17 protein-coding genes are annotated in these 17380 nt (G+C 61.0%); 8 read left to right on the top strand and 9 right to left on the bottom strand.

The genetic code is table 11. The annotated features are described in order from the left end of the window. Positions 1–13: 13 nt before the first annotated feature. A complete protein-coding gene (locus tag ARC39_RS11880; RefSeq protein ID WP_201455748.1) occupies positions 14–1378 on the top strand; it encodes an ArsB/NhaD family transporter in 1365 nt (454 codons plus the stop codon). A gap of 207 nt (positions 1379–1585) precedes the next feature. On the opposite strand, the gene rquA is transcribed toward ARC39_RS11880, so the two are convergent. Continuing rightward, a complete protein-coding gene (gene rquA / locus ARC39_RS11885) occupies positions 1586–2341 on the bottom strand; it encodes a rhodoquinone biosynthesis methyltransferase RquA (protein WP_068114708.1) in 756 nt (251 codons plus the stop codon). Positions 2342–2739: 398 nt separating this feature from the next. Here rquA and ARC39_RS11890 point away from each other — a divergent pair, with 398 nt between their 5' ends. Beyond that, on the top strand, positions 2740–3576 hold the full coding sequence (locus ARC39_RS11890) for a helix-turn-helix transcriptional regulator (RefSeq protein WP_078059223.1): 837 nt from the start codon (positions 2740–2742) through the stop codon (positions 3574–3576). 440 nt (positions 3577–4016) lie between these two features. Here ARC39_RS11890 and tsf read toward each other — a convergent pair whose 3' ends face one another. Together tsf and rpsB are read right to left on the bottom strand one after the other, a co-directional pair. Then, positions 4017–4892 (bottom strand): translation elongation factor Ts, encoded by an 876-nt coding sequence (tsf, locus tag ARC39_RS11895; protein WP_068114709.1) that lies wholly within the window; start codon positions 4890–4892, stop codon positions 4017–4019. 90 nt (positions 4893–4982) lie between these two features. Continuing rightward, a complete protein-coding gene (gene rpsB, locus ARC39_RS11900; RefSeq protein ID WP_068114712.1) occupies positions 4983–5786 on the bottom strand; it encodes a 30S ribosomal protein S2 in 804 nt (267 codons plus the stop codon). A gap of 220 nt (positions 5787–6006) precedes the next feature. On the opposite strand from rpsB, the gene ARC39_RS11905 reads away from it, so the two are divergent. The 4 genes from ARC39_RS11905 (at position 6007) to ARC39_RS11920 (ending at position 9303) form a co-directional block, all read left to right on the top strand. Further along, on the top strand, positions 6007–6354 hold the full coding sequence (locus ARC39_RS11905) for a cupin domain-containing protein (RefSeq protein WP_068114713.1): 348 nt from the start codon (positions 6007–6009) through the stop codon (positions 6352–6354). 273 nt (positions 6355–6627) lie between these two features. After that, positions 6628–7515, top strand: coding sequence for a PfkB family carbohydrate kinase (locus tag ARC39_RS11910; RefSeq protein WP_068114717.1), 888 nt, complete (start codon positions 6628–6630; stop codon positions 7513–7515). Position 7516: 1 nt separating this feature from the next. After that, positions 7517–8431, top strand: coding sequence for a pseudouridine-5'-phosphate glycosidase (locus ARC39_RS11915; RefSeq protein WP_068114719.1), 915 nt, complete (start codon positions 7517–7519; stop codon positions 8429–8431). A gap of 86 nt (positions 8432–8517) precedes the next feature. Continuing rightward, positions 8518–9303 carry a DUF502 domain-containing protein gene (locus tag ARC39_RS11920; RefSeq protein WP_078059224.1) on the top strand — a complete coding sequence of 262 codons (786 nt, stop codon included), beginning with the start codon at positions 8518–8520 and terminating at the stop codon, positions 9301–9303. 19 nt (positions 9304–9322) lie between these two features. Here the strand turns inward: ARC39_RS11920 and ARC39_RS11925 are convergent, their stop codons facing one another. Further along, the gene (locus ARC39_RS11925) at positions 9323–10366 is read right to left on the bottom strand and encodes a patatin-like phospholipase family protein (protein WP_068114720.1); all 1044 of its coding nucleotides are present in this window, start codon (positions 10364–10366) and stop codon (positions 9323–9325) included. Between the two features lie 105 nt (positions 10367–10471). Beyond that, positions 10472–11245, bottom strand: a complete 774-nt coding sequence (locus ARC39_RS11930) for a 3-hydroxybutyrate dehydrogenase (RefSeq protein ID WP_068114722.1) — start codon at positions 11243–11245, stop codon at positions 10472–10474. Positions 11246–11610: 365 nt separating this feature from the next. On the opposite strand from ARC39_RS11930, the gene ARC39_RS11935 reads away from it, so the two are divergent. Next, positions 11611–13434: an extracellular solute-binding protein gene (locus ARC39_RS11935; protein ID WP_068114723.1), complete on the top strand. Its 1824-nt coding sequence runs from the start codon at positions 11611–11613 to the stop codon at positions 13432–13434. A 43-nt stretch (positions 13435–13477) separates the two neighbouring features. Here ARC39_RS11935 and olsA read toward each other — a convergent pair whose 3' ends face one another. The 3 genes from olsA to ARC39_RS11950 all read right to left on the bottom strand — a co-directional run bounded on the left by olsA (position 13478) and on the right by ARC39_RS11950 (position 15443). Next, complete coding sequence (gene olsA, locus ARC39_RS11940; protein WP_068114725.1) at positions 13478–14323, bottom strand: lyso-ornithine lipid O-acyltransferase; 846 nt, start codon at positions 14321–14323, stop codon at positions 13478–13480. Further along, on the bottom strand, positions 14320–15096 hold the full coding sequence (olsB, locus tag ARC39_RS11945; protein WP_068114727.1) for an L-ornithine N(alpha)-acyltransferase: 777 nt from the start codon (positions 15094–15096) through the stop codon (positions 14320–14322). Before olsB ends, olsA begins: the two co-directional genes overlap by 4 nt. A gap of 167 nt (positions 15097–15263) precedes the next feature. Then, the gene (locus ARC39_RS11950; RefSeq protein WP_068115173.1) at positions 15264–15443 is read right to left on the bottom strand and encodes a DUF3553 domain-containing protein; all 180 of its coding nucleotides are present in this window, start codon (positions 15441–15443) and stop codon (positions 15264–15266) included. Positions 15444–15472: 29 nt separating this feature from the next. On the opposite strand from ARC39_RS11950, the gene ARC39_RS11955 reads away from it, so the two are divergent. Continuing rightward, positions 15473–16084 (top strand): histidine phosphotransferase family protein, encoded by a 612-nt coding sequence (locus tag ARC39_RS11955; protein WP_068114729.1) that lies wholly within the window; start codon positions 15473–15475, stop codon positions 16082–16084. A gap of 2 nt (positions 16085–16086) precedes the next feature. Here ARC39_RS11955 and ARC39_RS11960 read toward each other — a convergent pair whose 3' ends face one another. Then, the gene (locus tag ARC39_RS11960; RefSeq protein ID WP_068114731.1) at positions 16087–17343 is read right to left on the bottom strand and encodes a glutamate-5-semialdehyde dehydrogenase; all 1257 of its coding nucleotides are present in this window, start codon (positions 17341–17343) and stop codon (positions 16087–16089) included. Between the last annotated feature and the right edge of the window lie 37 nt (positions 17344–17380).

The following is a 17380-nucleotide window of genomic DNA, read 5'->3' on the forward strand; positions in this document are numbered from 1 at the left end:
CGGACAAACGACATTGACCGACCATTCAACGATACACGGAGAGGCAAGACTCTCCGTTCCCGATCTGCTGGGCGTCGACCCATTGTGGATCGCCACGGCAATTCTCGTGCTGGTCTATGCGGTGCTGATCACCGAAAAGGTCAACCGCGCGGTCATTGCCATGCTGGGGGCATCGCTGATGGTGCTCTTCGGGATCATCAACCAGGAGCAGGCGGTGCAGGGGGTGGACGCAAACACCCTCGCGTTGCTGATCGGCATGATGGTCATCGTTGGCATAACGAGCAAAAGCGGATTGTTCCAATACGCTGCTATCAAGGCGGCGAAATCGGTGAGGGCGAGCCCGACCGGGATCCTGATCATGCTGACGCTCATTACCGCGGTGTTTTCAGCCTTGCTCGACAACGTGACCACGGTGCTGCTCATCGCGCCCATCACGCTGGTAATCACCGATGCACTGGAAACCCGCGTGTTTCCGTTTTTCGTCGCCGAGATTCTGGCCTCGAACATCGGTGGTACGGCCACCCTGGTGGGGGACCCGCCGAACATCATCATCGGGTCGGCTGCGGGGCTGAGTTTCAACGATTTCCTTCGCAATCTGGCGCCGATCTCGGCGATCTGTCTCGTGGTCGTGGTGATCATCATCTACCTGATGAACCGCAGAGAGCTGGCGACAATTCCGAAATCCGCGAGCGACCGGATCATGCGTTTCAGCGAGAACGATGCAATCACCGACGTTCGGCTGCTTGTGAAGTCGCTGGTCGTGCTCGCCCTGGTGCTGACCGGTTTCACGCTTGGGCACGGCTACGGCATCCAGCCCGGAACCTCGGCACTCGCAGGCGGTGCGCTGTTGATGCTGCTGGCCTATGGCCATCAGACCAGCGAGACGCAAACGGAATCCGTGCACCACATTTTCACGGAAGTGGAGTGGATCACGATCTTCTTCTTCGGCGGGCTCTTCGTCATTGTGGCCGGTGTCGAACACGTGGGCCTGCTGGAGATGTTCGCCCGCATGATCCTCGATTTCACCGAGGGCGACATGATGACGACCTCGTTCCTGATCTTCTGGGCGTCCGGAATCCTGTCAGCCATTCTCGACAACATTCCCTTCGTGGCAACGATGATCCCACTGATCGAATCCACCGCCGATACGTTCGGCGGCGCTGACGAGATCGAGCCGCTATGGTGGTCTCTGGCGCTTGGCGCTTGTCTGGGCGGCAACGGGACGCTGCTTGGCGCCAGCGCGAACCTGACGGTCGCGGCGTTCGCGGAAAAGGCGAAGCAGCCGATCAGGTTCATTGGCTTCATGAAGCTGGCGATGCCGATCACCATCCTGACACTGGCGATCTCCAACGTGTACCTCTGGCTGCGGTTTTTCTGAAAACCTTCGACAAGATCATGCGCGCGGTCACTGGCGCGCATTGCTGAACATCGCTGAAGTGAATGCAGGGGCGCACAGCTACGCAATACCACAAAACGCCGATAATCAGGATTATGTTAATATATTGGTGCGCGCCAATTGCTGTATTGCGGCCGATCCGCTTTGATCTCAGGACCGACCGCACATAGATCGCACTTCCGACGTGTATCAGGCGCGCTTGGTCCCCACGACTTTCTGATAGAGCCCGCCGAAGAAAGTCTCCTTTCGCCACTCGAACTGGTCTCCGTCGGCGACGTATTCTCGTAGCTCGTGTTTCCACAGCGTCTTTGCAAAAGGCTCCAGCCATTTGAAAACGAGCCAGATAATCGGACGCATGGGATGCAGGAATGCGGGTTCGTGGTAATCGACGAACATGAGCTTTCCGCCCGGTTTCACGCGCGATGCCAGGTTATTGGCGATGTCGTGTTTGTAGTCGTCAGGCACTTCGTGCATCAGGAAGTAACAGCACACGGTGTCGTAGAGCCCGTCGCCGGTTGTCCGGGCGTCGCTCAACGCACATCGGGCCTGCGGCAAATTCCCGATCTTGCGCTTCACGTGATCGATCTGCACCTTCTGAATGTCGGTGACGTGGTATTCCCCGGTTGGCCCGATCTTCTCGGCGAGATGACCAACCAGTTTCCCGTACACTGCGGCCGGTTGAAGAACGCGGCTTCCAGGTTCCAATTCGGCGCGTGCCGCGCGCATCAGCTTGTTCTGTTGCAGCCAAAGAATGGCTGCGACCACGAGTTCGCGGTCCAATAGGTCCACCATTTTCGGCGCAACGTAGGCCCAAGTGTAAACGTCCACCAAATAGTCAGGAAGCGCGGGAACCGAAGCGGAAGTGTCGGTCCAGATCGCCTGTTTTCCTGCAACAGCGACTGCCGCATTTTCCTGCTCGATTCCAAAGTCGACGCTGGCGTTCATTGGTATGCCTTTCATATGTCGTTGTTGTGCGCCGAGTCCGGGAGGATTGAGGATTGGGTGGCGCACCCAAGCGCGTGCATCCGTACGCCGCGACCTGCGCGTGCACGTATTGCATCGGCAATCGAGGCGAACATAGTCCCGTCGAATGACAACGAAAATGCGGCAAATCTCGCGGTTTACCGGCGTTGAACGCATTCCCGCCTGCCGGTGTGCGCAAGTCTGAGGTGACGATGCGTCGCTCGTCGCGATTGGCCCCGGCGAATTCGCTCGGATCAAGGCAGCCCTATTGGAGTTACGGGACATTCCAGACCAAACGAGGGAGGTAGTTCTACCGTATCGACAGGGATTACCCCCCTTTCTATGATCGTGTAACGGTTTGTTCTAACGGTTTGGCATTGATGCTCGAAGGGTTCGACGATCAGTTTTCTACCGGCAATCCATCCGAATTGCTGACCGACGGTTTTACCGGAGGAGAAAGCGCGACCCTTCTGGAGTACATCGAGCGTGTCACGTCGCTGCCGGAAATGCAGCAGGTCTGGGAATACCACAAGTCCGTGATGGGTCGGTTCGGTTTCAATCGGGTTCTCTACGGTTTCACGCGTTTCCGTACCGAACACTCGCTCGGCGACCCGCAGGATATGCTCATCCTGACCAATCACGACCGTTCCTATATTCGACCGTTCCTTGACGACCGCCTTTACCTGAGCGCACCGATGACGCTCTGGGCGCTCAGCAACGTCGGCGCAAGTTCGTGGCGGGAGACCGAGCGCAGGTTGCGCAATGGCGAACTCCCTGCCTCCGCCCAGAAGATCTGGTCGTTCAACAAGCGTCAGGGGTTCCTTGCCGGTTACACGATTAGTTTCCGGGCCAATTCGGCGCGTGCGAAAGGCGCGTTGAGCCTGACGTCGGTCCCTGCCCTGTCCTTCGACGAGGTCGACGAGATATGGGAGAAATACGGGCGCTTGATCGAGGCGATGAGCAATGTTCTCCATCTCCGCCTGATTTCATTGCCCAATCCCAGCCAGCGGCGCTCTCTGACCTCCCGTCAGAGGGAGGCATTGGAATGGGTTGGCGACGGAAAGACCACCGCGGAGATTGCCGCCATCATGGGATTGACGTCTGCAACCGTGGAAAAACACCTGCGTCTTGCCCGCGATGTTCTGGGTGTCGCCACCACGGCGCAGGCCGTGTTGAAAGCGTCGTTCCTGAATCAGATTTTCATTGTCAAGGACTGACGTCGCAGGATTTCTGCGGTGCAGAAATGACGTAGAATATTGAATTGTAGGTAGTTTTACCGATGACGATTTCGCGAGGTCAGGGATTCCGTACTAGCCTTACTTAACGTAATTATGCGATGTCAAACGTGTTCCGTGAGTGGTGGCTATTATTGCCAAGGAACAGCGAAAGGGCGGGTTGTCGTGATTCAGATGAGCGCCTGATTGCTCCGGGAAACCGGATGCCGGTCCGGCGGCTTATTTATCGGCCTGCCGGACCGGCGCTTATCCCTGCATGACCATCACCCGATTTCACCCGCGTACATTGCTTGGAAAGCCGTCGCCGGAGGATCGTCGGCCGCTTTAGAATGTGTGTCTAAGTGTAAGGTAAAAAAGGAAAACGCCGCCCCGGGGGCGGCGTTCGAGTGCTTTTCAATGCGTCGATGGCGCAGCAGGCGAACCTAGCCCTGCACGGCCTTGGCGATTTCTGCGGCGAAGTCTTCCTTCTCCACCTCGATCCCCTCGCCTACTTCCATTCGGACAAACCCGATGATCTCGGCACCGGCGTCCTTGGCGGCAGCCTCGACGGTCACGTCGGGGTTCACAACGAAGGCCTGACCGAGCAGGGTCACTTCGCTGAGGAATTTCTTCATCCGGCCGATGATCATCTTCTCGATCACGGCTTCGGGCTTGCCGGATTCGCGGGCAATGTCCATTTGAACCTGGCGTTCGTGCTCGACCACGGCCGGATCGAGGTCGGCCTCAGAGAGCGACGCCGGGCTGGAGGCAGCGATGTGCATCGCAACCTGCTTGCCAAATGCTTCGTCCCCGCCCTTCAGCGCAACCAGCACACCGATCTTTCCGAGACCGGGTGCGGTGGCGTTGTGGACGTAGGACACGACCGTGTCGCCCTCGACGGTGGCCATACGGCGCAGCGACATGTTCTCGCCGATCTTGGCGATCTTGTCGGTGATCAGGTCTTCGACCGCCTTGCCGTCGATTTCGGCCGACTTCAGTGCGTCCACATCGGCGACATTTGCCGCAGCGGCAGCGATAGCGCGTACCATCTCCTGGAATTCGGCATTCTTCGCGACGAAGTCGGTTTCGGAGTTCACTTCGACCACGACGCCCTTGCCACCGTCGACGGTAATGCCGACGAGGCCCTCAGCGGCCGTGCGGCCCGATTTCTTGGCGGCCTTCGCAAGCCCCTTGGTGCGCAGCCAATCAACAGCGGCATCCATGTCGCCGTCGGTTTCGGTCAGCGCCTTCTTGGCGTCCATCATGCCTGCGCCGGTCTTGTCGCGCAGTTCCTTCACCAGTTTCGCGGTGATCGCCATCTTTGGCTCTCCTCGATTGGGGGTCTTGTTGCGGCAGGCAATAGCCTGCCGCCTATGTCAGTTTGGTGACAGCGCCAGCTGCGGCCGATGTCAGGCCTCTGCCGGGGTCTCTTCGACGGCTTCCGGCGCGGCTTCTGCCGCTCCTTCGAGGGCCTCCTCGACAAGCGCTTCTTCCATCTCGCCCACGTCGATGCCGGCAGCGTCCATCTGGGCCGACATGCCGTCCAGCGCTGCACGCGAGATCAGGTCGCAGTAGAGCGCGATGGCGCGTGCGGCGTCGTCATTGCCGGGGATCACGAAATCCACACCCTCGGGCGAGCAGTTCGTATCGACGACGGCAACCACCGGAATGCCCAGCTTCTTGGCTTCGGCAATGGCGAGGTCTTCCTTCTTGACGTCGATGACGAAAAGAAGGTCGGGAATGCCGCCCATCTCGCGGATGCCGCCGAGCGAGGCCTGCAATTTGGCCTGATCGCGCTCCATGTGCAGGCGCTCTTTCTTGGTGAGACCCTCGGCACCCAATGCCATCTGCTCGTCAATCGCGCGCAGACGGTCGATCGACTGGGAGACGGTCTTCCAGTTGGTCAGCGTGCCGCCAAGCCAGCGGTGGTTCATGTAATACTGCGCGCAGCGTTCGGCGGCGTCGGCAATCGGTTTCTGCGCCTGGCGCTTGGTGCCGACGAACAGGATGCGCCCGCCCTTGGCGACGGTATCGCGCACTGCCATCAACGCCTGGTCCAGCATCGGGACGGTCTGCGTCAGGTCGAGGATGTGAATGCCATTGCGGTCGCCATAGATGTACTCGCCCATGCGGGGGTTCCACCGCTGGGTCTGGTGACCGAAGTGAACGCCAGCTTCAAGCAGCTGACGCAGAGTGAACTCAGGAAGCGCCATATCGTATCCTTTCCGGTTTCGCGTCCTCGGCGGGGTCATAACGGGCTGTCGCCCAACCGGCGGACCTCATGGGGATGTCTCCCCCAATTGGCCCAGGCCCCGCCTGTGAAGTGGCGCGCGGATACTCCATCCTGCGGCTGCTGGCAACCCCCTGCCCGGTTTTTCATGCCGTAAACCCGGACTGACTGCTATCAGGGTGGAAATGAGAGGAGACTCGCCGATGCCCCTTCCCGACTTCCTTATGGCGCTGCCCGCGCTCGATATACCTTTCGCGCCGGATGTGGTCGAGGGCCGGGCCATGCAGACCGAGGATGCGCTGCTAGTTTTCTTCGTCTTCCACGCGGACGTGGACCTGCCGCCGCACAGTCATGGCGCTCAATGGGGCACGCTTTTGCAGGGTGAGGTGGAGATCACAATTGCAGGTGAAACACGTCGCTACGGACCGGGGCAATCCTGGGACATTCCCGCCGGAGCCGTCCATTCCGCGCGCGTTCGCGCGGGGTCCATCGCGATCGACGCATTTGAGGAACCTGACAGATACCCGTTGTTTGGCCAGACCGCCGTGTGACCCCGAGGAGCGGGGCGCAGCCCTTGGTCGGTGTTGACCCGCGCGGGTACGGTCTGCGCGAAGGTGGCTGCGGTATCCGGTAAGCCGCTGGCTCAAGCCACGCGAGCCGCGCGCTTCCGAGTTGGGTGCGATGTGTCCGGTTGTCGATGACTTGACCGTATCGCTGCATATGTAGCGCCGGACACCTGCGTCACGGTGGAAAAACGCCGGGCGTCCGCGCCCTTGTTCAAACTGGGGCTTGCACCGGCTCGGTGCGCGGGGTCATGTGCGGGCATGGAGACTTCGACGGAAATCCTCTGTATCGGCTCGGTCCTGTGGGACGTGATCGGACGAACGCCGCGATCCATGGGGATTGGTCATGACGTTCCGGGGCGAATAACGCGCCTGCCGGGCGGCGTGGCCATGAACATCGCCATGGCGCTCGTTCGGGAAGGGTTGCAGCCTGCCCTCCTGACGGTTCTCGGAGAAGATGCCGCCGGCCGCGAGTTGGCACAGGCGGCGGCAGGTTTCGGGATGGAAATCGACCACATAACCTGGTCCGATACCCTGCCAACGGATCAGTACATGGCGATCGAGGCGGAAAACGGGCTGGTTGCCGCCGTTGCCGACGCGCACTCACTGGAGCGGGCGGGAGAGACGATCCTTTCGCCTCTTTCCGACGGCCGGTTGGGCTCGGCGGAGGATCCATTTGCCGGCATCGTTGCACTCGACGGGAACCTGACTGAGAGCCTTCTCTCAAGAATTGCCGATAGCCCATTGTTCTTGAATGCAGATCTTCGGATTGCGCCTGCCTCTCCCGGCAAGGCGTCGCGACTTGTGCCAATTCTGCGCCATCCCCGGGCGACGCTCTACGTGAACCGGATCGAGGCGGGGCTGATCTGCGACGACAAGTTCGCATCGGCAGAGAGTGCCGCAACCGCGCTCGTATCGCTCGGCGCGCGGCGCGTGCTGGTAACTGACGGCGGCGCGCAAATGGCCGAGGCCAGCGCATCCGGCGTTCTGACCGCGGTCCCGCCACCCGTGATCGTCACGCGCGTGACCGGCGCGGGCGATACTTTCATGGCGGCGCATATCGCGGCCGAGGCGCGAGGTCTGACAGGCGTCTTTGCCCTCGAAGCTGCCTTAGGCATAACCGCCGCCTATGTTTCGGAGACAAGCTGACATGACCGTCCCCCTGACCCTTTCGCCGGAAGTCGCCGCCGCATCCGCGGCGGGAAAGCCCATCGTGGCACTCGAAAGCACGATCATTACCCACGGGATGCCGTGGCCGCAAAACCTGGACACTGCGCAGCGCGTCGAAGCGGCTGTGCGCGATGCCGGGGCCGTGCCTGCTACCATTGCGGTTCTGGACGGGACCCTGCACGTGGGCCTATCGCCCGAACGGCTCGAAGCACTGGCTAAGGCCGACGACGTATCCAAACTAAGCCGTGCGGACCTTGCCGTGTGCCTCGCAACCGGCGGAACCGGCGCCACGACCGTCGCCGCGACGATGATATCGGCACATCTGGCCGGAATCTCCGTCTTTGCGACCGGTGGGATCGGCGGGGTACACAAAGGCGCCGAGCTGAGTTTCGATATCTCTGCCGATCTTCGCGAACTTGCGGAAACGCCCGTTACGGTGATCGGCGCCGGCGCCAAGGCGATCCTCGACCTTCCCAAGACGCTGGAGGTTCTGGAAACTCAAGGTGTGCCGGTGATTGCCGTCGGTCAGGACAACCTGCCCGCCTTCTGGTCTCAGGATTCGGGTCTACCGGCCCCCTTGCGGCTCGACACAGCCGCCGAAATCGCCGCTTCGCATCTCATGCGCCGAAAGCTGGGGCTTCACGGCGGCCAGTTCGTTGCAAATCCGATCCCGGTAGAGGACGAGATTCCGGCGGCAGAACTCGCCCCGATCATTGCGCGTGCACAGCAGCAAGCCGATGCACAAGGCATCGCGGCCAAGGCGGTCACGCCGTTCCTGCTGCAACGGATCTTCGAGTTGACCGAAGGACGCTCGCTGGAGGCAAACATCGCACTCGTGCTGAATAATGCGCGCCTGGCCGCCGAAATCGCCACCGAAATCGCCGCTCGGCAGTAGCGCATTTCTCGTCCCACGCGCCAACATGCTTGCGCGACGCCCCCCCGCTACATAGGTAGCTGATCAATCCTTCGGCGCGAAAACAGATGCATCACCTTTCGAACGACGACCCGGGGCGCGACCATCCCCCACACCACCCTCGCCGCAAGCCGGGGCTGCTAGCCAATTTGCGCTCTTCGTTTCTGACCGGTCTCGTCGTGATCGCGCCGGTCGGCCTGACCGTCTGGCTGATATGGACCGTCGTCGGCTGGGTCGACAGCTTCGTGTTGCCCTTCGTGCCCGATGCCTATCAACCGGAAACCTACTTCAAGCGGTATTTCGGCGAAGACACCACGATCAACGTGCGTGGTGTCGGCGTTGTGTTCTTCCTTGTGTTCACGGTCGTGATCGGGTGGATCGCCAAGGGCGTGATCGGCCGCTCGCTCATCGACTGGGCGGAGGGGTTGGTGGACCGCATGCCGATCGTGCGCTCCATTTACAACGGCGTGAAACAGATCGCCGAAACGGTTTTTGCCCAGACCGAAACGAATTTCGACAAGGCCTGCTTGATCCAGTACCCGCGACCGGGCCTCTGGGCCATCGCCTTCGTCTCAACCAGCGCCAAGGGAGAGATCGACCGGCAGGTGCCGCACACTGAACGGATCATGTCGGTCTTCCTGCCCACGACCCCGAACCCGACGTCCGGCTTCCTGCTCTTCGTACCGGAGGTGGATCTCATCTACCTGGACATGTCGGTGGAAGATGCCGCCAAACTGGTGATCTCCGCCGGGCTCGTCTATCCAGCGGATCGAACGTCGGACACGCCGCCGACCCCGGGCGGGATCCCGCTGGCGGTGGAGGCGGAACGACAGCGCGACAAGCTTGACGCCTGACACCGGGCGAAAGCAACGCTCACCCGAACATCGCCTGGAGATCGACGGTTTCACGTTCGTTGAGATCGGCTTTGTGGACGGTCAAGAACCGGTCAGCGGCTCCCCTGCCCGCTTCCTTCAGCCGCGACAGGATCACCGGCGAGGGAATGATCTTGGTCGCCACAGACAGATCGCGCATGAAATCGTCGTCGGCAATCATGTGTAGCAACGGATTTCGCATCTGGGCTGCGTCCATGATCCCCTGAGCGATCAGGTCGTGTACGAACTGGATTGCCCGGAGTTCGCGAAACAGCGATGAGTTGAAGCTGATCTCGTTTACGCGGTTGTGGATGTCGATTGCCGAACGCGGCACCTCCGGACGGCTCAGGGGATTGATATTCACGATCACGATGTCCGCAGGAAGATCGCGGCGAAACATCGGAAAGAGCGCCGGGTTGCCGGTATATCCACCATCCCAGTAGGCTTCGATTTGGCCGGTCTTTGGATCGTGGATTTCGACCGCCTTGAATATGGTTGGCAGACAGCCGGACGCCAGGATCGCCTCGGTGCCGATTTCGTCCCCCGAGAAGACCCGGATCTTGCCGGTCCGCACGTTCGTGGCTGACACGAAAAAGGCCGGGCCGGTATGCGCGCAGACCTTGTCATATTCGAAACGCTCGACCACGCGCTCCAGCGGGTTGGAATAGAGCACGCCATAATCATAAGGGCTCACCATGCGGCTCGCCATATCCATGAGACCGTAGAGCGGGGACGACTCCACGACCTGCGCATAGATCTCCGTCGGCGGCGCGAATGGCGCGAACCAATGGGTGAGGCGTAGATCCTGAACGCCGGCCACCTGTTGCCATAGCCAATTCAGGTTCGCGCGTGCGGCGTCGCGGTCATTGCCCTTGCCGTCTGAAACCAGCCCGGCCTTGAGGGCGGCTCCGTTCAGAGCGCCGGCCGATGTGCCGGAGATCCCGGCAATCTCGATCTCCTCGTCTTCCAGCAAACGATCCAGGACGCCCCACGTGAAGGCGCCATGTGCGCCGCCGCCCTGCAAGGCGAGATTAATCCGTTTCATGCACCCGTCCCTTCCGGCTCCCCGATGTGTAGAGGCGCGGCGCGTGGCCCGTTTGAGCCACGCCACCGATTGACGCTCACGGTTTTCGAGACTGGATGGCTGTCTCTAGAGGGCCGTCCAGCCGCCATCGATACTGATGGTCGTCCCCGTGATCTGGTCCGCGGCCGACGAGCAGAGGAAAACGCAGGTTCCGCCCATCTGCTCGACAGTCGCAAATTCCTTCGAGGGCTGGCGTTCCAGCATGACCTTCTTGATCACATCCTCGCGGCTCATGTCGTATTCCTTCATGGTGTCCGGGATCTGCGCCTCAACCAATGGGGTCAGCACGTAGCCGGGGCAGATCGCGTTTGCGGTTATCGGCTCCTGTGCCGTCTCCAGCGCTACGACCTTCGTCATGCCGACAACGCCGTGCTTGGCCGACACGTAAGCTGACTTGAACGGAGAGGCCGTCAAACCGTGGGCGGAGGCGATGTTGATCACCCGGCCCCAACCGGCCGCCCGCATCTTGGGCAGAGCGGCAGCCGTGGTATGGAATGCCGAGTTGAGGTTGATCGCGATGATCGCGTCCCACTTCTCTACCGGGAATTCGTCGATTCCGGCGACGAACTGGATACCCGCGTTATTGACCAGAATATCGCAGGCGCCCGCCTGCTCGATCAGGTCTCGGCATTCCACGCCCTTGGACATGTCGGCCTTGATGTAGCGTGCGGTTGTCCCGGTTTCCTTGCTGATCTCGTCAGCAAGTGCGTGGTCTTCATCGCGGTCGGTGAATGAGTTGAGCACCACGTCTGCGCCAGCCTTTGCCAGCTCCCAGGCAACGCCGAGGCCGATCCCCGAGTTCGAGCCCGTCACAACGGCGGTTTTTCCCTTTAGCGACATTCCAGTCTCCCATTGCTTGTCGTGTGCAGACTATCCGCTGCACTTGCAAAATGAAGACGTGACACGTCGGTTCCGCGACAAGAATGCAGGAAACGCGCATTGCGCGAAGGACTGCGAAGCAAATCACGCGATCGCACCGGAATCGGTATTGCCCCGAGACAAGAACTGGTGGAGTAAAAAAAACGCCCGCACAAGGCGGGCGTCAAGTCATTGAGGCAGGTTTCATACAGGCAAGAAACCTATCGAGCAGTGCCTTAGTTATACGCAATGGAAGCTCAGAGTCCAAGGTAAAAGTTTGAAATTCTTGACTTGCGAGACTACGCTCCGAGCCAAATAAACAAGGGCAGAGAGGGATTGTTGCCAAAATGCGACGGGATTTTTTCAGGGCTCTCCGGCCCTTAGCCTTCGGCGCCGTGTTAACGTCAACGGGGGGATTCGTGAATGCGGAGCCCGCACACGGCATAGCTATGTACGGCGACCCTGCCCTGCCACCGGATTTTGTGTCACTTCCCTATGTGAACCCGGATGCGCCGAAAGGTGGTCGGATCGTTCTGACCGAGGTCGGTGGGTACGACAGTCTCAATCCGTTTATCCTGAAGGGCAACGCCGTCTACGGTCATCGCAGCTACGGCTTCGAGAGCCTCATGGGGCGCAACTGGGATGAACCCTTCACGCTTTACGGGCTGCTCGCCGAATCGGTCGAGACCGGGCCGAATCGGGAGTGGATTGAGTTCACGATACGGCCGGAAGCCCATTTCTCCGATGGCTCGCCCGTGACGGTGGAAGATGTGCTCTGGTCGTTCGAGACCCTCGGCACCCTCGGCCACCCGCGCTACCGCGGCGCCTGGTCCAAGGTGGAGTCGGCCGAGGCGGTCGGTGAGCGGACTGTGCGCTTCACCTTCAACACCGAGGACCGGGAGTTGCCACTGATCCTCGGTCTCCGGCCGATCCTGAAAAAGGCCACCTATGACGGGCGCGCGTTCGATGAAAGCTCCCTTGAGCCGCCGGTCGGCTCGGGCCCCTACGTGGTCGGCGATTTCGAACCGGGCCGGTATCTCTCCCTCGTGAAGGATCCCGACTGGTGGGGCGCCGACCTGCCGTTCAATCGCGGGCAGCACAATATCGGCGAAATCCGCTACGAGTGGTACGGCGACGGTGACGTCGCCTTTGAGGCCTTCCGCGCCGGTGAGGTCTCCTCCTACCGTGAATTGAACCTCTCGAAATGGCAGACGGCCTACGATTTCCCCGCCGTGCAATCCGGCGAGATCGTCCTGTCGGAGATCCCCAATGAACGCCCATCGGGCATTCGTGGCTTTGTCATGAATAGCCGCCGCGCACCTTTCGACGACTGGCGGGTGCGCGATGCTTTGATTCACGCGTTTAACTTCGAGTTCGTCAATTCGGCCCTGACCGGTGGCGCAGAACCGCGGATCACATCCTACTTCTCCAATTCCGAACTCGGCATGACCGAGGGTCCCGCCGACGGCAAGGTACTGGACCTGCTCGAACCCTTTTCCGATGAGCTGCTACCGGGCGCGCTGGAGGGCTACAGCCTTCCCGCCTCGGACGGTAGCCCGGCCAACCGCCGGAACGTGCGGACCGCCATCGACAGGCTGTCAGAGGCGGGCTGGACGATCCAGGACGGTACAATGCGGAATGCAGATGGCGAGGCGCTCGAATTCGAGATCCTGCTGCGGTCTGGCGCGTTCTACGGTTTCGATGTGTCCAGCGTCGCCGAGCTCTACGTGGAACAACTAAAACGTATCGGGGTCAACGCGACGCTCGTCACTGTGGACAACGCCCAGTACAAGGAGCGCACGGACGCCTACGACTTCGACATGGCGTTCTACCTGCGCAGTATGTCGCTCAGCCCGGGCAACGAACAGCGGCTCTACTGGGGCAGCGACGGTGTCGAGACACCCGGCACGCGGAACTGGATGGGGATTTCGAGCCCCGCTGCCGAAGCGATGATCGACGCGATGGTGAATGCCCGCGACAAGGAAGATTTCGTGGCCGCCGTACGTGCGCTGGACCGGATTCTGACCACCGGGCGCTATGTTGTCCCGATCTGGTTCTCGCCCGTTGGACGCCTGGCGCACCAGGCCTCGCTCAAATTCCCGGAGGGCAAGACGCAGATCTATGGCGACTGGATCGGATTCCAACCGGACGTCTGGTGGGTCGAGGAGTAAGCACGGCAGCGCGTTGCCCCGCGAGGGGACGACCGCGCCCGTCCTACGCCGTTGGCGGCTTTGCCAGAGCCGCCTCGAGGCCGCCGCGAACGACCGCTTCGCTCGTAGCTGATATCTCCTTGCGTCCGCCGCTCGTGGCCACATGGATCGGCAGGTGGTAGATCACTTCAACGGAACCCTGCCGAGGCGCGGCCAATACCTTTAGCAGATGGTCGGCAAAATCCATATCACCCCACCAGCCGTAAAAGCGCGGGTCCTCGCCAGCTGGTGCATGATAGACAAGGCTGATCGGCTGAACCTCCAGCCCATCGACCAACCCATCGGTAAAAAACGCCTGAAAAAGTGTGGTCTTAAAGGGCAGAACGCGTTTGCCGTCTGTACTTGTGCCTTCGGGAAAGAACAACAATCGGTGCCCGGCCTTTAGCCGGTCGACCAGGAGCGTCTGCTGAACCTTCGCTTCCTTGCGGTCGCGATTGATGAAGACAGTGCCCGTGGCGCGGGCCAACCAACCGATCCCCGGCCAATTGGCCACTTCGGCCTTTGAGACAAAGTAGATCCGGTCGCCAGCGTTGAGCGCAAAGATATCGAGCCAGCTGGCATGGTTAGACACTGCTGCTCCGCGGCCGGCGAGCGGCGTTCCCCGCGTTTTCCGGTGGATTCCGGTCAGCACAAACGCGGCCCGGCAGACGAATTGGGTAATCCATGGCGTGATCGGCCGACGGAGGCCGAATGCCGGACGTTCGACCACCCGAACAAGCAGCAACAGGCCCAGACAGCCGAAAACGACAATGCCCAACGGGAGGCCGCGGCGCACCACGCGTAGCCAGTCACGGACACCAAGCGGCCGCGAGGGACCAGGCGCCTCGTCCGACCGCCAGGTCGTGCTCACGCCTGTCCGCCCGTGTAAAGGGACCGTTGCTTCGCAGAAATGCGGGCGGTGTCCATCACAAGGCATACATCCGTCGTATTGAACGGTCGATCGACGAAGGCCCCTTCCCCAACGTAGCCACCAAGCCGCAGGTAGCCCTTTATCAGTGCCGGGATGGCGCGCACCGCCGCCGGACGATCCACTTGGTCGGCCGGAAGTATATCCATCGGCGCGAAGTGCTGGTCGAGCGCACGCACGCGCAGCTCAGGCGGTGCAAGATGGGAGTGGTGCAAGAACGACAGCGGTTGCGCAAGTGCCTGCACATCGGTCCCGTGAAAGCTGGCCACGCCAAACAGCACTTCGATCTCGCGTTCCAAGATGTAACGCCCGAGACCATTCCAGATATGGAACATCGCGGCACCGCCCCGGTGGTCCTTGTGCAGACAGGATCGGCCGAGTTCCAGAAGCCGCCGCCCGGAGCGTTCCAAGACCTCGAGGTCGTACTCCCCCGCGCAGTAGAAGCCGCCGGCATCCGCTGCGCGCTCTCCCGGCATCAGTCGGTAGACGCCCACCACATGCTCAAGTGCAGCGGCGTCCCGGCGGCGATCTACGAGAATGAGGTAGTCGTAGTAGGGGTCAAAGCGATCGCGCTCCAGCCGCTCGGCGTGGTCCACCAACTCACCGTCGCCGCCAAGTTCCTCGACGAAAACCTCGTATCGCAACCGCTGGGCCGCAAGGCGATCCTGCTCCGTCTCGGCGAGGCGGATTTCGAAGTGGGAGTCGTCCGGAGTCATGCGGAGCGGTTGAGCGGGCCGTTCATCATGGTGGACCGTCTTAGGGACTCGCCCTTCGCTTGGCAAGTTCCCGGCTCCGACACGCTCCCCATATCCGGCGAATTGACCCTAGCGATGTGCTAGTTATGTTTCCCGCGTTTGTTAACGATTTCCAATGTTGGCGAGGTTCAGTCGAAGTCGGAAAGGAGCCCTATGATCCGTCCGTCAATCACGACCTTGCCCGCATGTTCAAAGTTCACCGTGATCCGATGCCCAATCATGGATTGCACCTGGCCCAAACCCCAGTCAGGGCGGTCGGGATGGCGAACAAGCGCGCCAGGCTCCAGGAATGGGTTAAGGTCATTCATGTCCGTCATACCTGCAGGATTCCGTGTTTATGTCCAGTGACCAGCCTTCACGGCCCATCGATATTCCGGCGCTCATCGGATCGCGCATCTGTCACGACCTGATCAGTCCAATCGGTGCGATCGGAAATGGCATCGAATTGCTGTCCATGTCCGGCGGTGGCGTCGGCCCCGAGCTTTCATTGATTTCCGAGAGCGTTGCCAATGCAAACGCCCGCATCCGCTTCTATCGGCTGGCCTATGGTCAATCGGGACGCGATCAGGCGACGAGCCGTACCGAGGTCATTTCGATCTTGCAGGACCTCTACGCGGGCTCGCGGCTCGACGTTGCCTGGACACTCAATGCCGATTGCCGCCGGACCGAGGCGAAGGCCGCCCTCCTTGCACTGCAATGCCTGGAAAGCGCCATGCCATTTGGTGGTCGTGCGGAGGTAAGTCGCGTTGACGGACGCTGGAAGGTCAGCGGTACGGCAGCCAAATTCCGGATAGACGCCGAGATATGGGCGCTCCTGGAAAAACGTCCAAGCGACACGGACGTGACGCCCGCACTGGTGCATTTCGCGCTACTGCCGGAGACGTTGACGCAAATGGGCCGCGTGCTCGAAGTTCAACGAAACGACCAGCGCGTTGTGCTCTCCTACTGACGTCAGGCGCGGGTCGTTCCCGCGCCTTCGACGAGATACTTGAAGCTTGTCAATTGTTCCGCGCCCACAGGACCACGCGCATGCATCTTGCCCGTGGCAATCCCTATTTCGGCGCCCATGCCAAACTCGCCGCCATCGGCAAATTGCGTGGAGGCGTTACGCATCAGAATCGCACTGTCGAGCCGCTGGAAGAAGCGCTCGGCCGCAGCATCGTCTTCGGTCAGGATCGCCTCGGTGTGGCTGGAGCCGTACGTACGAATATGCGCAATGGCATCGTCAATATCGTCAACGACTTTCGCGGCGATCTTCATATCCAGGAACTCGGTGCCGAAGTCGTCGTCCTTCGCATCCACTGTACCCGCAAGACCGCGCGCGCGCACTTCCACGCCTGCTGCCATCAGGTCATCGACGATTTGCTGTCCGAGACCCGCGGCGATATCGCGATGGACCAGCAGGCATTCAGCCGCGCCACAAATCCCCGTACGGCGGGTCTTGGCGTTCAAGACAACCGCGCGCGCCTTTTCCGGATCGGCGGCCTTGTCGACGTAGACGTGGCAGATGCCTTCGAGATGCGCAAAGACAGGCACCCGTGCCTCGCGCTGGACCAACCCGACAAGGCCCTTGCCCCCACGCGGTACGATCACGTCGATCGTGCCGGTCATGCGCAGCATCTCGGTCACCGCAGCCCGGTCGCGCGTGGGGACGCGTTGAATTGCGGCTTCGGGCAACCCGGCCGCCTTAAGGCCCTCTGCCAGGCAGTCGTGAATGGCCGATGAGGAGTGGAAGCTCTCCGATCCGCCACGAAGAATGACCGCATTCCCGGCCTTGAGGCAAAGCGCCCCGGCGTCTGCCGTAACATTCGGCCGGCTTTCGTAGATTACACCCACGACTCCGAGCGGCGTACGAACGCGCCGGATATGCAGACCCGACGGCATATCCCATTCTGCAATTGTCGCGCCCACCGGATCATCCTGTCCGGCGACCGCATGAAGACCGTCGACAATCCCCTGAATGCGGGATTCGTCCAGCTTCAGACGGTCCATCATGGCTTCCGTCAGGCCCTTCGCGCGTCCGTATTCGAGATCCTTGGCATTCGCTTCGATGATCGCAGCGCGACTGGACCAGACGGCTTCGGAGGCGGCATCCAGGGCTGCACGCTTTTGCGCGGCACTTGCAAAGGCCAGTTCGGCAGCGGCCGCACGTGCCCGGGATCCAATTTCAGCCATCAGGGCGGGGATGTTGTCTGTCAGGTCTTTCATCGGTCGGCTCCTTGCGGGTGGCCTTGCCTACTGCAAT

Source organism: Tropicimonas marinistellae (assembly GCF_001509585.1).
In the GTDB taxonomy this organism is placed as follows: domain Bacteria; phylum Pseudomonadota; class Alphaproteobacteria; order Rhodobacterales; family Rhodobacteraceae; genus Tropicimonas; species Tropicimonas marinistellae.

Coding starts and splice junctions, on each gene's coding strand:
- ARC39_RS11905 (WP_068114713.1), top strand. CDS start 6,007: ATGCCCCTTCCCGACTTCCTTATGGCGCTGCCCGCGCTCGATATACCT.
- tsf (WP_068114709.1), bottom strand. CDS start 4,892: ATGGCGATCACCGCGAAACTGGTGAAGGAACTGCGCGACAAGACCGGC.
- ARC39_RS11930 (WP_068114722.1), bottom strand. CDS start 11,245: ATGTCGCTAAAGGGAAAAACCGCCGTTGTGACGGGCTCGAACTCGGGG.
- ARC39_RS11955 (WP_068114729.1), top strand. CDS start 15,473: ATGTCCAGTGACCAGCCTTCACGGCCCATCGATATTCCGGCGCTCATC.
- olsB (WP_068114727.1), bottom strand. CDS start 15,096: ATGACTCCGGACGACTCCCACTTCGAAATCCGCCTCGCCGAGACGGAG.
- ARC39_RS11925 (WP_068114720.1), bottom strand. CDS start 10,366: ATGAAACGGATTAATCTCGCCTTGCAGGGCGGCGGCGCACATGGCGCC.
- ARC39_RS11920 (WP_078059224.1), top strand. CDS start 8,518: ATGCATCACCTTTCGAACGACGACCCGGGGCGCGACCATCCCCCACAC.
- ARC39_RS11890 (WP_078059223.1), top strand. CDS start 2,740: ATGCTCGAAGGGTTCGACGATCAGTTTTCTACCGGCAATCCATCCGAA.
- rquA (WP_068114708.1), bottom strand. CDS start 2,341: ATGAACGCCAGCGTCGACTTTGGAATCGAGCAGGAAAATGCGGCAGTC.
- ARC39_RS11960 (WP_068114731.1), bottom strand. CDS start 17,343: ATGAAAGACCTGACAGACAACATCCCCGCCCTGATGGCTGAAATTGGA.
- ARC39_RS11950 (WP_068115173.1), bottom strand. CDS start 15,443: ATGAATGACCTTAACCCATTCCTGGAGCCTGGCGCGCTTGTTCGCCAT.
- ARC39_RS11910 (WP_068114717.1), top strand. CDS start 6,628: ATGGAGACTTCGACGGAAATCCTCTGTATCGGCTCGGTCCTGTGGGAC.
- ARC39_RS11915 (WP_068114719.1), top strand. CDS start 7,517: ATGACCGTCCCCCTGACCCTTTCGCCGGAAGTCGCCGCCGCATCCGCG.
- ARC39_RS11935 (WP_068114723.1), top strand. CDS start 11,611: ATGCGACGGGATTTTTTCAGGGCTCTCCGGCCCTTAGCCTTCGGCGCC.
- rpsB (WP_068114712.1), bottom strand. CDS start 5,786: ATGGCGCTTCCTGAGTTCACTCTGCGTCAGCTGCTTGAAGCTGGCGTT.